The following is a 14,179-nucleotide window of genomic DNA, read 5'->3' as shown; positions in this document are numbered from 1 at the left end:
AGGGAATGATTGATATGTACACAGATTTAAATGGCAAAGTAGCAGTCGTTACTGGTGCTTCCAAGGGGATTGGAAAGGCAATTGCTTTACGTTTAGCGCAAGAACACATGAAATTAGTTTTCAACTATCATTCTGATCAAAACGGTGCGCAAGTAGCCGTTGATCAAATTAAGCAAAATGGTGGAGATGCAGTAGCCGTTCAAGCTGATGTTTCGAAAGAAGAAGATGTAAATAAGTTAGTTAAGACTGCCGAAGAAGAATTTGGTGGATTAGACTTATTTATTAATAATGCGGGGATGGAAAAAGAAGTTCCTACACATAAGTTAGAATTAAAAGATTGGCAACGAGTAATTGATGTTAACTTAACTGGTACTTTCTTAGGTACCAAAGCAGCATTAAATTACTTCTTAGATCACAATCAAGCAGGAAACATTATTAACATGTCTTCTGTTCATCAAACAATTTCTTGGCCTCATTTTGCTGATTATTCAGCATCAAAGGGTGGAAGTAAGTTATTTACTGAAACGGTTGCTAAAGAATATGCTCCTAATAACATTAGAGTTAATTCCATCGCACCTGGTGCAATTAACACACCAATTAATGCGAAGAAATTTGCTGATCCAAAAGCTTATGCTGACACAGCTGAATTAGTACCAATGAACAGAATTGGGAAACCAGAAGAAGTTGCAGCAGCCGCAGCGTGGTTAGCTTCTAGTGAATCATCATACGTAACTGGTGAAACAATTTACGTTGATGGTGGAATGAAACTTTATCCAGAGTTTAAAAAAGGCCGCGGATAAATAAAAAAGATGGCATCAATATAGATACCATCTTTTTACTTTTTATAAAGCGCTACTACCAAAGTTTTTTGGTTGAATAGCCACTTCAATAATTGGATATAACATTAAGATTCCTAGAAAGGCAAATCCAATTTCATATGATTGGTTTTCTGGGAAGAAACTTGATAATGCAGAAACGACAACTGTTATAAGAGAAACACCTAACCCTTGGGCCATTGTTTGTAAAACGGAACTAAGTGTATTGGCTGAATTTCTTTCTTCAATTGGGATTTCTGAGAATGTGACCGCGTTATAGCAAGTCAAAGCTAAGGAACGTCCACATCCTGAAATAAACGCTAATCCGGAAATGATGACACCGAATGTTGTTGGGCGAATCATTGCTAAAGCGGCTGTACTAATTGCGACTGTGAATAATGCAATTAATAATGAAGCTTTATACTTAATGCTGCGAATTATAACGTTCGTAAAAGGCTTAATACCAATGTTTCCAATGAAAACGAAAATCACGTAATATCCGGCTACCAAAGCTGACCAGTGAAAAACAGTTTGTAGATACACGGTTAGTAGGTAGGGAAGTGCCCCTACTGATAGCCATAGGAAGGTTCCACCAGTTTGATAAATTCTAAAAGAACTAACCTTTAGGGCTTTAATATCAAATAATGGAGTCTTTACATGTGAAAGATGATAGCCGACCACTAGGATCATGAATAAACCAAGCAACACTAATAAACCGGCAATAGGCCAGAAATTACGACCATATGTGGCAATTTCTGCACCTATTAAAATGAATCCAGATGAGATTGCGATTTCTAGAAAACCGATAAAATCAAATTTATCTTTGCTTTTCTTCGAATCTTTTTCGACTAACTTGATTCCGATTAGAATAGCTAATAAACCAATTGGAACGTTAATTAGGAAAATCCATTGCCAAGTTAGATATTTAACGAAAAATCCACCAATAATTGGTGCAATCGCTGGAGCAATAAGCGCTGGCCAAACTAGGTAGTTTGCCATTCGTAATAGTTGGTTTGAAGGAGTTCTTTCCAACATAATTAAGCGGGCGGTTGGAGTCATTAATGATCCAGCAAACCCTTGCACGAAACGACTAATTAAAAGGACCGCAAAACTAGGAGCTAAAGCGTCACCTAATGAGCTTAATACAAATAATAAAGTCGCGATTAACCAAGCGTTTTTCTTACCAATGCGTTTAGCAATCCATCCACTTAGTGGAATAAAAATTGCCATGGTGATAAAGTAAATGCTGACAGTTAATGAAAGAGAAGAAGTCGGCACGTTTAGGCTTCTTCCGATATAAGGAAGTGCGGTAGTTACAATGGTTGCATCTAAAAATTGCATGAATAAACTGGATGCCATTAATAGAGCAACTTTAATATAATTGCTAATAATAAATCATGTCCTTTCAAAAGATGTCATAAAAAAGTATATCATAATAATTGAAAAGGCCATGAATATCATAAAGAAGGAAACTAAAACGATTAATTAATAAGAAAGGGGCAATTGATTTGATTAAAATACATCAATTAACTGATTCCAAATGGGTGGAAATGGTTGATGCAAATACCAAAGAGGTTGTTGATACAATCGACGAATATAAATTACCTAATATCCTAAAAGGGTACATGTTGGATGCTCATGAACATTCACGTTTTGAATATAATACGGTTAAGAAGTACTCCGTTATGATCATGCGTGCGTTGATTTCTGGACAAGATGAAAACGTACAAACCGCACCGGTTATTATTGCTTTCACTAATGATTTAATTATTACTAAGAGTGATTCCAGATACCGCATCAAACAAGAAACCAGATGTAATAAGTTTGATATGATTTTCAATATGCTTCAAAGAATTAATAAGCCATATATGAACAAGTTGGATCAAATTAACGAATCTGTTGAAAACTTACAAAATAGTCGTAATAAAAGTCGCGTTAACAATCGTCATCTAAATGAAATTGCGATTTTAAAGAACGACCTTGTATACTTAAAAACAGCTACAGCCGCTAACATAATGGCGATTAATCAACTACAAAAATCTAGTGATAACTTTGAAATTCCAATTTCATTTAACCATCGCCAGGATCAACACATTGATGATGTTGCTGTTGAATACGATGAAAGCAAGTACATGTTTGATGTGCTAGATGAAATTGTTAGTCAAATTGAAGATACATACAGTAACATTATTAATAACAACTTGAATGATGTCATGAAAGTTTTGACTGTTTGGTCATTGATTTTAGCAATTCCACCAATTATTAGTGGGTTCTACGGTATGAACGTTGGGGTATTACCATTTGCCAATAGTAGTTGGTCATGGTTCTTTACATTGGTAATTACAGTCGCAATTATTTACTGGATGCTATACTACTTGAAAAAACATCATGATTTGTAAAAATGGTACGACTTTTAGTCGTGCTTTTTTACTATTTGTTATAAATTATTAAGAATTAGTTAATTATTGAAGAAATTAAATGTAAGCGCTTTACTATAAAATGACATGATTGTATAATAATCATTGTTAGTTGGGGATAGCCCCAATTATTAATCGATAAAAAATGACAATAAAATCATAATAAGTGTAAAAAGGAAGTGTTAAGATGGACATCTTAATCGGAATATTACCTGCACTACTTTGGGGTGTAGGTCCTCTAATTGCTACCAAGTTTGGTGGTAAACCAATCGAACAACTATTAGGAACTGGATACGGACAACTAATTGTCGGAATTGTAATCTACATATTTACTAGACCAGCAATTTCATTCAACGAATTCCTATGGCCATTCTTAGGAGGGGTTGCATGGGCAGTTGCTCAATACATGCAATTCAGTTCATTTACTAAGATGAACGTATCATCAGCAATGCCAATTTCAACTGGACTACAATTAATTGAAATTCCACTTTGCGGTGTTATCTTCTTCGGAGAATGGGGTAGCCCATTAGCTAAATTAATTGGATTCTTAAGTATCGCACTTCTAATCCTTGGAACTACTTGTACCAGCTATGTTGATAAAAAAGTGGTTAGAAAGAAGATGGACTACAAAGCCGGAATTCCATTGTTAGTAATTGGTTCATTCGGATACACAGCATGTTCTGTATTCCCAAGAATCACTAACGCTTCTGGTTTAGTTGGTTTATTACCACAAACATTCGGAATGATGTTAGGTGCATTGATTGTTGCCTTCGTTCTAAATGGATCAGAAACATTTGGTTACTTGAAGTCAAAAGTAACTATGAAGAGTGGAATCATCGGAATTCTTGGTGGATTAGGTACATTAGCTTACCTAACATCATTAAAACTAAATGGTGTTGCTAATGCTTTCCCATTAACTCAAATGAACGTGGTTGTTTCAACTATCGGTGGTTTGATTATTCTAAAAGAACACAAGAATAAGAAAGAAATTACATTTACAGTAGTTGGTCTATTAATGATTGTTATCTCAGCAATCTTAATTGGACATCTTGAATAATAAAAAAGACCTGCCAAATTGGCAGGTCTTTTTTGATGTTAGATTGAATGAACAATTCGTAAAATTCCATTCACTAAGAAGAATAATCCAACTAGGAGTGCGACTGATATAGCTGAAGCAACAGGGGAAGCAAGAAGTAAAATTCCTACCACAATTCCGACAACTGCAAAAGTTATATCCATAACATACCATCCATGGCTAATATCCTTGATGTATTTGGCTAGTGATAATGCTGTTAAAGAATCTAAAATAAACATGATTGCAAAGAAAATAGCAATGTATAAAATTCCGAATGCAGCATTGAAAAGCATTAAAATACCGATAAGGATATCTATGATACTATTAAAAATGATCCAAGTTTTAGATTCAAAAATATCAGATAAGTGGGTGATTTTGAAAATACCAGTAATAATTGAAAAGACAGCCACAATTATTACGATAGTGCTAAATGTAATATCAGGACGATTTAGCGTTATAATTCCAACAATCACACCTAGAATACCTACGATGAATGAAAAAGGATCAAATTGATTTAGTTTATTCATTATTTTCACCTCTTTTAGTATTGATAATTTCATTATAGTTCACTGAAATCATGTTAAGTGTATTCGACAGGCATTCTTAAGATAATCTTAACGTTTATGAAAGATGATGGGCTGATTTATTTTAAATCAGTTAATGAATATGTATAATTAATTTAGATTAATTATAGAGGGATGTTTAATGAATCAACTTATTACCGTACTGGAAAGACATAAAAATTTAATTAAAGTGAAGTGTAGAGGCGAATTCGGTTACTTTTTTCCCACTACTAATTTAGTTAACAAAGAAGCCAAGGTCGAATCATTTGTAGACGCTGAGCAATTGTTAAAAGAATTTTTACATCGAGAAAATGATGAGTTAATAATGGTTCCTCGTTTCTTTGACTTTGAAAAAAACATCTTCACAATTCAAGGTATCTCTAAATCTGACATCCAAAAGGGATTGGATGGAGATTTAGGCACCTTTGATATTGACCCTGATGGCAACATAAAAAAGCAAGCTGAATAATTCAGCTTGCTTTTTTGTTAAATAATTGATTCAAGTTCTGTTTTAAGTAATGCGATTTTATATTTTTGTCTATCCAGTTGTCCACTAATAAGTTGATGATCATCGGTGAACATATCAGCATTGATGTTAATCAATGGATTGGTGGATAGTTTAGCCATCTTTAAACCGACTGCAACTAGGTCAAGCGCGATTTGAGCTTGTAGTCCACCATGACTACCATATGAGATAAATGAAACTTTCTTATCACGCCATTCACTGGCTAGATAATCAATAGCATTCTTAAGAACGGCAGGATATCCCCAGTTATATTGTGGATAAAGGAAAATAACGGCATCCAAAGATTTGATTTTTTGCGACCATTCCTTAGAATGATCTTTTTGATATTGTTGTTTAGCAGGTATTTCTGTCTCGTCTAAAAAGGGCAGATTGATTTGGCTTAAATCTAGTACTTCAGTTTCATAATCTGATGAATCTAAATTGTTATGTACCCAATTGCCTATTTCGGGACAGATACGACTAGGGAGATTACTGCCTAAAATAAGGCCAATTTTTTTCATGTTTAAATTCTCCTTAGTAAAAAAAGCATTCATTACGAATGCTTTTTTGATTAAAACTTAGCGCTACCTGGTTCACGTGGGAATGGGATAACATCTCTGATGTTTTCCATTCCAGTTACGTACATAACTAAACGTTCGAAACCAATTCCGAAACCGGAATGTTTGATTTCACCATATTTTCTAAGATCTTGGTACCAGTCATATTCTTCTGGATTTAGGTTAAATTCTTTAATCTTGTCGTTTAAGACATCATATCTTTCTTCACGTTCACTACCACCAACGATTTCACCAATACCTGGTACTAAACAGTCGGCTGCAGCAACAGTCTTACCATCGTCATTATCACGCATGTAGAATGCTTTGATATCACGTGGGTAGTCAGTTAAGAAAGTAGGGCGTTTGTATACTTCTTCACACAAGTATCTTTCATGTTCAGATTGTAAATCAATTCCCCATTCAACAGGTACTTTAAATTCAGTATCTGCATCTTGTAGAATCTTAACGGCATCAGTATAAGTAACACGAGCAAAGTCTTCGCTAGCAGTTTTCTTTAGTTTTTCAATTAAACCAGGTTTAACGTTTTCATCTAAGAAAGCTAGTTCGTCTTGAGCATGTTCTAATACGTAGTTGATAACGTATTTTAGAAGACCTTCAGCAACATCCATCATACCTGGAAGACGAGTGTATGCCATATCAGGTTCAATCATCCAGAATTCTGAAGCATGACGAGGAGTATGTGAGTTTTCAGCTCTAAAAGTAGGACCGAAAGTATATACGTTCTTGAATGCCATTGTAAATGCTTCTTCAGGAAGTTGACCACTAACTGTTAGGTTAGTTTCAGTCTTGAAGAAATCTTTTGAGTTATCAACATTACCTTGATCATCTTTAGGTAGGTTGTTCATGTCCATTGTAGTAACTCTGAACATTTCACCGGCACCTTCAGTATCACTACTTGTGATGATTGGAGTGTTTACGTAAACAAAATCTTGGTGTTGTAGATATTCATGAACGGCAAATGAAGCTAGTGAACGAATTCTAAATACTGAGTAGAAAGTATTAGTACGTGGACGTAAATGTGCAATAGTACGTAAGAATTCATAAGTTTGTTTTTTCTTTTGTAGAGGGTAATCTAAATCTGATTTACCAACTAGTTCAACTTTGTCACCATGGACTTCAAATGGTTGTGGAGCATCTGGAGTTTTAACAAATGCACCTTCAACAATGATAGTAGAAGCAATTGGTAATTTGCTAATTGTTTCGAAGTTTTCGTTACTCTTTTTAACGATTACTTGAGCACTCTTGAAGCAAGAACCATCGTTTAATTCAATAAAACTAATGTTTTTTGAACCGCGAATGGTTTTGATTGAACCTTCAAGAGCAACGACAGTGTTATCTTCAATGTCTTTAGTGTATAAATCTTTAACACTAAGTTGTTGCATAAAAATTCACGCCTTTCCATATTATAAATACGAGATAAATAAAAAAACTCCCATCCTAAACATAGGACGGAAGTTCCGCGGTACCACCTAAAGTGCCTTTAATAGGCCACTCAAATCAAATAACGCTTTGAACGCGTTTATTCCTACTGAAGATTCAGAATAAAAACAAATAGGTGTTATTCATTAATATTAGTGCTGTTAAGCTTTCACTGTCCTTAACTCGCTAAAAGGTAATACTAATTACTTATCCGTATTTACAGTTTCATATTAACTATTTAACACTTAAATATTACCACTATTTAAGTGTTAAATACAATATAAAGTTATCAATTAACGTAAAAGCAATTTGTTTGATTTTGCAACTGTACTAGTGGATAATTAGCACATTAGTCTAAAGGAGTGAAGATAATGCCATTAATGAGAATTGATGTAATTAAAGGACACGATAAAGAGTACTTAAAACAATTAATGCAAGTTTCTTACGAAGTAATGTTAGCTTGTTTCGGTGCACCAGAAGGTGATCGTTACCAAATTTTGACCCAACATGAAGATTTTGAAATGAATATTTTAGATACTGGTTTGGGAATTGAAAGAACTAATGATGTGGTTGTTTTCAGTTTAACTACTAGACCACGTACCGAAGAACAAAAATTAAAGTTCTACCATGATTTAGCTGAAAAACTGGAACAAACGATTGGATTGAAAAAATCAGATTTAATGATTAATTTGACTACCAATACTGATACTGATTGGAGCTTTGGTAATGGAATCGCTCAATTTATCGACGGTCCATTAAAGTAGGTGCCAAGATGAAAGCAGTAACAATAGCGAGCGTAAAAAATGAAAACTCATTGGTAGATGTGCAAACACCAAAACTATTAGATGGCCAAGTATTAATAAAAATTCATGCCGTTGGTGTTAACCATGTTGATTTATTATGGGCGGATCAAAAAGTGAAGTCTGACGATACAATTCCAGGATTAGAAGTTGCTGGAGAAATTGTCGAAAGCAAATCTACTGACTACCATAAAGGACAACGTGTAATGACACTTTTGGATAATGGTGGATATGCTGAGTATGTCGCAGTTAACCAAGAAAGAATTATGTTAGTTCCTGATAAGATTGAATATGATGTAGCTGCCACGATTCCAGAAAGTTATTTAACCGCTTATCAAACACTATTTACCATTGGTAATTTAAAAGACAATCAATCTGTATTAATTCACGCTGGAGCTAGTGGAGTTGGTACCGCAGCAATTCAACTGGTTAAAAAGTTAACCAATGCCCAAGTAATTACAACTTCTAGTAGTAAGAAAACCGGAATCTGTTTGAATTATGGTGCTGATGTAGCCATTGACTACATTAGTCAAGATTTCGTTGAAGAAGTCCAAAAGGCAACCGATAATCGTGGGGTGGATTTAATCATTGATTTCATTGGTGCCAGCTATTATCAACAAAACATTGCTTCTCTAGCGTTTGAAGGAAAACTAGTACTAGTTGGTAACTTAGGTGGAAGCGTTGTTGAAAGCATGAACATCATGGATATCATTGGTAAACGAGTTAGCGTAGAGGGAACATTATTATCAACACGTTCCAATCAATATAAGGCTGACTTAATTTCATCATTTAGCAAAGATGTATTACCACTATTAAATGATAATCAAATTGATTTAAAAGTTGGCAATCATTTTAAGTTAAGTGAATCTAGAGATGCTTTAGCATGTATGAGAAATAAAGAAAATATTGGTAAAATCATTTTATCTGTTGATTAAAGTCGTTGAAAAACGGCTTTTTTATTTACTAATTATTTGGAATTAGTTATTCTATTAATAATTCTTCTGGGAGCGTAAAGATGGCAAAGAAACTATGTAAATTCAATTTTTTATCTAAGTATGTAAAAGAGAGTGCAGATCGACATGCATTATTTTCAGTTGGAAATACAATTGAAAGTTTTGTTATATCCATTATTAAAATCGTATTAGCAATAATTATTTCATCAACATGGGTATTAGTGTTTGGTATTTATTATGGAATCATGTTTATTACGAGGGTTATTTTCTTACACGTATACACTAAGGAAAGATTACATAAATATACTGAAAAACAAGATTTGAGATATTTATTAAGGGGTGCCATAACTTATATTGTTTTAGGAATCTCATTTGTATTGATTTGCCTGTATTTATATCTCAATATAGATCCACAGGTATACGCTAAAAACGTAATGTTAGCAATTGCCACACTTGGTTTCATTAAAATCATTTCATCAATTATTGGATTAACTAAGTCGAGAAAATTATATAGTCCGGCAATTACATTTATTAAGTCTTTAAATGTAATCGATGGTTTAATGGCCATTATAGTTACGCAATATGCGATTTTATCAACTGAAAATTCACATAATGCTTCTGAATCAACTGGACTGTTTGGAATGGGACTTGGATCAATAATAATTTTAATCGGATTAATTTTAATCATATATGTTCATACACAAAATAAGGACTCCTAAATCTGGAATCCTTATTTTATTTTATACTGTCAAGTCTCAAATTGTTACAAATTATGCCCGTTTTTTTAATATTTTGTAAAGAAATTGGGAAAAATTGTAATTTGTGTATATTATTCTTGCAACATTAACATTGTACAATGTACTTAATCATAGTGTTAAAGGATGAGAATATGTTAAGACTTAAATATGTATTAATGATTGTTGGAGTTACATTGGTAGGAATGTTCTGTATGTTATTTGGTTCTATGCAAAGCCATGCAGCACAAAATAATGTATACGATTTATCAGAGTGGCAAGGTAAATTTACTGATGATCAAGTAAAAAAATTAAAGGACGAAGTACCATTTGTTATTTTAAGAGTTCAGTTTGGTAGTGCTTATTACGACAAGACTTTTGATAACAATGTCGCTTTAATGAAGAAGTATAATGTTCCATATGGAGTATATTCATTTAGTCAGTATACTGATCCAAACGATGCTGCTGATGAAGCTAAGGCATTATATAATAGAGCACCTGATGCTAAGTTCTATGTTAATGACTATGAACAACAAACCGTAAAATCTGGTGGAACTAACGAATCAACATTAGCTTGGATTAATGCACTTAGACCGTTAGTTGGAAATAGAAAGATTCTGTTCTATTCATACCAAAGCTTTATGTTAACGCATGCAGCACAAGCAATTAGTGCCTATGATGGTTATTGGCTGGCTGCATATCAAACAAATGAGCCACAAAGAGAACACGTCTTATGGCAATATACTGACCATTACTATTCACCAGCACTAGGTCAATATGTTGACTCCAGTTTACTAACAGTTAAAAATAGTGACTGGTTCATTGGTAATACGACTCCAAAGTCTAATGCTAAATATGAAAAGATAAATGGAATTTTCACAGTTAGATCAAGAGCTACTGATAACTTTTATAACCATGTAGTTGGTGATAATAAGTATGCAAGCAAATTAAAAGTAAGTAATGAAGTTGCTAATTATAAAGGAAAAACTATTTCATACAATATGAAGGCGACTGTTAATAATGAAACTTATTATCGTACTTACTTTGATGGCCATCTTTTGGGATGGATTAACGTAAAGGCGTTAGGTCCTCATATCACATACTCAAGGGTTAATATGACTAAACAAATTAAAGCTAAAAATTACTATAATTTCTACAATCATGTTGTAGATAGCCACTTTACTAATACTCATAAACTAGTAAATGGCAGTAAGTATGCTGGTAAGAGAGTTCACATAACTGGAAGAGCCATAAAGGATGGTTGGCATAGTTATTATTACAAGTGTTATTACGAAGGCAAATTTATTGGATGGATTTATCAACGAGCATTTTAAAAAGCATTGTCCTAAGACGATGCTTTTTTATTTTTTATATTAATTTCAATCAAAAAAGGGCATAAATCATTACGCTTTATGCCCTTTTTATTAAAAATGTTGTATAAAAGTTATTAAGAAAATCTTAAGATTACCTCTAAAAATAAGATATTTTACATTAAGTGTATAAAAATAAACTATTTTATTAATAAAAAATTAACTAGCTTATATCTTTCTTAATCTTTTAAGACATTATATAATCTTTTGTATTGCATAAGAAAAACGAAAATAGTATGAGTTTAATGAGAGGATAGAATATTTTGAATATACCCATACCAAGTAAAAAGATAGTTGTAACCATGATTGGAACTTTAATGGTTGGTACTTCATTATTGACACAAGGGTATCAAGTAAATGCTGCTAAGAAATCAATTAGCACAGAACAAGTTAAAGTAAAAGGTAATAAGAAGGTTTATAAAAATGATCAAGCTAATTCTGTCAAAGCGAGATCAGCAAAAGATTATTTTGGCGGTAAAGAACTTTATGCGAAAGCAGAATCAACTGTTAAGAAGAAAGGTAAGACCCAAAAATTTAAGTTAGTCGAAAGTAAAGACAAGACTAAAAAGGGTTGGATGTACACAGGCGATATTATTTCTGTTCATCAAAATAATGCAGCTCCAGCAGCTGCGAAGTCAACTTCATTAAATACAATAATAGACAATGATGATATCGGGGAACAAACCGATAATACTGATGGTAATGTTACGAAGATGTCTGACTCGCAAATCATAGCTAGTGTAAGAAGTCAGTTCGTACAATTTGTTAAGTCAAGTCGTTCTAATACCAAAAATGGTAGTTGGTTAAGAAGTGCAGGTTTAGATAAAGTGGCTCAAGAAAGAGCAAACTATGTAAATCCTGCCTTAGGGGATGCATCTCACTATACAACAGCTAATGGAAAACGCCATAAGCAATTAGCCGCAATATTAGATGGTCAATCTATGGGAATTGTTGGAAACCAAAATAACATTTATGAATCAAATGAATATGCGAATTTAGATAATCGGATTTCTAATGTTAGCAAGTACGTTGGATATTTTAAAGAAATGATTACTAATGATGCGGACTCTGGATACGGTCATATGGATCAATTGCTAGGTAATGAAGGCTATGGGTTAAGACACTACGGGATTGGAATTCGCGTTATTAGAATGAATCGTAGCGTACAAATTAATATCGTTATACTTTCTGCTGATAGTAAATATTAAAAAAGGATTGTAATCGTTGATTACAATCCTTTTTTATTCAATGGAGGCGGCGGGAGTCGAACCCGCGTCCGAGCATATCGACATTCGAACATCTACGCTCATAGGGATACTATTTAAACTTCACTAATCAGAGCACCGTATTCCGGGGTTAACGTGATTAGCTAACCTGATTAATCTCTTTTGCTTAACTTCAGGTGTGAGCAAGCAACGTAAGCCTATTATTATATAAAACCCAAGTTAGCCCCTAGGCAAAGCTAGTTGGATTGTCGTAGACTGCTTATTAGGCAGCTAAAGCGACGTTGTTTGAATTATTGTTTGCAGTTATAATTTAAAAACTGGACGGTTGAGCAGACGCCGCTGCGAACGCAATCCGAATTCGAACTATACCCGTCGAATCCATAACGCCCCCAAAAGATACATATCAATGTTACCATATTTAAGAAGGTAGTAAAATAATTATATCAGATAAAAGACTTATTTTAATGTGTTTAGTACATATTTATTGGTATAATATAATACAAACCTAAAAATTGAGGGTGAACAAATGAAGAGCAATGCCATTGCTAGTGAAAGAGTGCCATCTTTTTACGTTCGTTTGAAACATCGTCGCGTAGAAAAATGGTATATTTCTAACATGCAAGATGCTAAGTCTAAAAGACAATCTTTTCGTCATGAAGACGAACTAACTAAATTTGAAATTGATCAAATCGGCTTTTTTCAAAATCATCTTTGGTTTCATTTCGAAAATGAAGTTACTAACGGTTGGATTCCCAATAAATTCATTCGTAAAAACTATCGAGTGTTGAGTTTAACACAAATTGAATTTAGCGAAGTGAACTCTAATGAGGCTAATGCCTTATCAACGTTAGTTCATTTTTCAAAACCGGATTATCCAGTCTTTGAAAAAATTGATTCAACAGTTGATAATTTAACAGATAAAGAATATAAAACAGTATTAGTAAATAGTGTTGGTTCATACAAGAACATTACTAAAAAGTCATTCCGTCGCTTAAGAAGTCAGATTAGTCGAAATCGACCGGTTTTAATCTGGGGTAGACGTGATAGTCAATGTTTGGTCTTATTTGGATTTAATCATAAAATATTCTTTTACTATGATCCAGAAGACGGACTAAAGAAGGTTATTACCATTAAAGAGTTAACAAAGTTATGGAAAAAAAGTGGCTATAAAGCCATTAGTTACTAAAAAAGACAACCAAATAATGGTTGTCTTTTTAATTATCACCCGCACGGGGATCGAACCCGTAACTCCGCCTTGAGAGGGCGACGTCTTAAACCAGTTTGACCAGCGGGCAATAAAACTTACACTTTCAATATTACTATCCAATATTATTGATGTCAACGCACCTGACATGTTGACATTAACGAAATCTTTGTATTAATATTGAATACGTGATGTTCATTGGGCATTCGCCAAATTGGTAAGGCAGAGGACTCTGAATCCTTAATTTACTGGTTCGAGTCCAGTATGCCCAATAAGCTGATATTCATAAGCGGGTATTAGTTGTCATAACGCTGTCATGTTGGGGATGATGGCGTTTTTTTAGTATCCAAGTTTATTCGTTAAAAGTCATTAACATATGGGCAAAGGACATTTACTAAACACTTTAGAAATGTTGATATCACAATCATTTTATAACTAGCGAAAAAAATAAATGACAGTTATCATGGAATAATTTATTGAAAAATAAAAAGAGATGCCAATGCATCTCTTTTTTATTTAA

14 protein-coding genes, 2 tRNA genes, 1 other RNA gene and 1 other annotated feature are annotated in these 14,179 nt (G+C 33.5%); of the genes, 11 read left to right on the top strand and 6 right to left on the bottom strand.

Annotated features, from left to right (window positions below):
* The first annotated feature begins 14 nt into the window (after nt 1-14).
* Nucleotides 15-800 carry a glucose-1-dehydrogenase gene (locus M3005_RS01390; RefSeq protein ID WP_293792996.1) on the top strand — a complete coding sequence of 262 codons (786 nt, stop codon included), beginning with the start codon at nt 15-17 and terminating at the stop codon, nt 798-800.
* 42 nt (nt 801-842) lie between these two features.
* Here the strand turns inward: M3005_RS01390 and M3005_RS01385 are convergent, their stop codons facing one another.
* On the bottom strand, nt 843-2,174 hold the full coding sequence (locus tag M3005_RS01385) for an MFS transporter (RefSeq protein WP_293792995.1): 1,332 nt from the start codon (nt 2,172-2,174) through the stop codon (nt 843-845).
* A 149-nt stretch (nt 2,175-2,323) separates the two neighbouring features.
* Here M3005_RS01385 and M3005_RS01380 point away from each other — a divergent pair, with 149 nt between their 5' ends.
* Together M3005_RS01380 and M3005_RS01375 are read left to right on the top strand one after the other, a co-directional pair.
* Complete coding sequence (locus tag M3005_RS01380) at nt 2,324-3,214, top strand: magnesium transporter CorA family protein (RefSeq protein ID WP_293792994.1); 891 nt, start codon at nt 2,324-2,326, stop codon at nt 3,212-3,214.
* Between the two features lie 205 nt (nt 3,215-3,419).
* The gene (locus tag M3005_RS01375) at nt 3,420-4,289 is read left to right on the top strand and encodes a GRP family sugar transporter (RefSeq protein ID WP_293792993.1); all 870 of its coding nucleotides are present in this window, start codon (nt 3,420-3,422) and stop codon (nt 4,287-4,289) included.
* Nucleotides 4,290-4,327: 38 nt separating this feature from the next.
* On the opposite strand, the gene M3005_RS01370 is transcribed toward M3005_RS01375, so the two are convergent.
* Nucleotides 4,328-4,834 carry an HdeD family acid-resistance protein gene (locus tag M3005_RS01370; RefSeq protein WP_293792991.1) on the bottom strand — a complete coding sequence of 169 codons (507 nt, stop codon included), beginning with the start codon at nt 4,832-4,834 and terminating at the stop codon, nt 4,328-4,330.
* A 178-nt stretch (nt 4,835-5,012) separates the two neighbouring features.
* On the opposite strand from M3005_RS01370, the gene M3005_RS01365 reads away from it, so the two are divergent.
* Nucleotides 5,013-5,339, top strand: a complete 327-nt coding sequence (locus M3005_RS01365) for a hypothetical protein (protein ID WP_293792989.1) — start codon at nt 5,013-5,015, stop codon at nt 5,337-5,339.
* 17 nt (nt 5,340-5,356) lie between these two features.
* Here M3005_RS01365 and M3005_RS01360 read toward each other — a convergent pair whose 3' ends face one another.
* Entirely contained in the window at nt 5,357-5,896 is a 540-nt protein-coding gene (locus tag M3005_RS01360; protein WP_293792988.1) for an NADPH-dependent FMN reductase, read from the bottom strand.
* A 50-nt stretch (nt 5,897-5,946) separates the two neighbouring features.
* Nucleotides 5,947-7,335 (bottom strand): asparagine--tRNA ligase, encoded by a 1,389-nt coding sequence (gene asnS / locus M3005_RS01355; RefSeq protein WP_293792987.1) that lies wholly within the window; start codon nt 7,333-7,335, stop codon nt 5,947-5,949.
* Nucleotides 7,336-7,394: 59 nt separating this feature from the next.
* Nucleotides 7,395-7,602 (bottom strand) — a binding site (T-box leader).
* A gap of 141 nt (nt 7,603-7,743) precedes the next feature.
* Here asnS and M3005_RS01350 point away from each other — a divergent pair.
* The 5 genes from M3005_RS01350 to M3005_RS01330 all read left to right on the top strand — a co-directional run bounded on the left by M3005_RS01350 (nt 7,744) and on the right by M3005_RS01330 (nt 12,437).
* Nucleotides 7,744-8,136 (top strand): tautomerase family protein, encoded by a 393-nt coding sequence (locus M3005_RS01350; protein WP_293792984.1) that lies wholly within the window; start codon nt 7,744-7,746, stop codon nt 8,134-8,136.
* Nucleotides 8,137-8,144: 8 nt separating this feature from the next.
* Complete coding sequence (locus M3005_RS01345; protein ID WP_293792982.1) at nt 8,145-9,107, top strand: NAD(P)H-quinone oxidoreductase; 963 nt, start codon at nt 8,145-8,147, stop codon at nt 9,105-9,107.
* An 80-nt stretch (nt 9,108-9,187) separates the two neighbouring features.
* Nucleotides 9,188-9,844 carry a hypothetical protein gene (locus M3005_RS01340; RefSeq protein WP_293792981.1) on the top strand — a complete coding sequence of 219 codons (657 nt, stop codon included), beginning with the start codon at nt 9,188-9,190 and terminating at the stop codon, nt 9,842-9,844.
* A gap of 170 nt (nt 9,845-10,014) precedes the next feature.
* Nucleotides 10,015-11,193, top strand: coding sequence for a GH25 family lysozyme (locus M3005_RS01335; RefSeq protein WP_293792979.1), 1,179 nt, complete (start codon nt 10,015-10,017; stop codon nt 11,191-11,193).
* 299 nt (nt 11,194-11,492) lie between these two features.
* A complete protein-coding gene (locus M3005_RS01330) occupies nt 11,493-12,437 on the top strand; it encodes a hypothetical protein (protein WP_293792977.1) in 945 nt (314 codons plus the stop codon).
* A 38-nt stretch (nt 12,438-12,475) separates the two neighbouring features.
* On the opposite strand, the gene ssrA is transcribed toward M3005_RS01330, so the two are convergent.
* Nucleotides 12,476-12,846, bottom strand: a transfer-messenger RNA (tmRNA) gene (ssrA, locus tag M3005_RS01325).
* A gap of 135 nt (nt 12,847-12,981) precedes the next feature.
* Here ssrA and M3005_RS01320 point away from each other — a divergent pair.
* Nucleotides 12,982-13,641, top strand: a complete 660-nt coding sequence (locus M3005_RS01320; protein WP_293792975.1) for a cysteine peptidase family C39 domain-containing protein — start codon at nt 12,982-12,984, stop codon at nt 13,639-13,641.
* Nucleotides 13,642-13,676: 35 nt separating this feature from the next.
* Here the strand turns inward: M3005_RS01320 and M3005_RS01315 are convergent.
* Nucleotides 13,677-13,750, bottom strand: a tRNA-Glu gene (locus M3005_RS01315).
* Between the two features lie 108 nt (nt 13,751-13,858).
* Between M3005_RS01315 and M3005_RS01310 the strand changes: the two genes are divergently transcribed.
* A tRNA-Gln gene (locus tag M3005_RS01310) sits at nt 13,859-13,931 on the top strand.
* The last annotated feature ends 248 nt before the right edge of the window (nt 13,932-14,179 follow it).

It is taken from the genome of Apilactobacillus sp. (genome assembly GCF_025290035.1).
In the GTDB taxonomy this organism is placed as follows: Bacteria; Bacillota; Bacilli; order Lactobacillales; family Lactobacillaceae; genus Apilactobacillus.
This window is presented reverse-complemented; position numbering and strand designations above follow the sequence as displayed.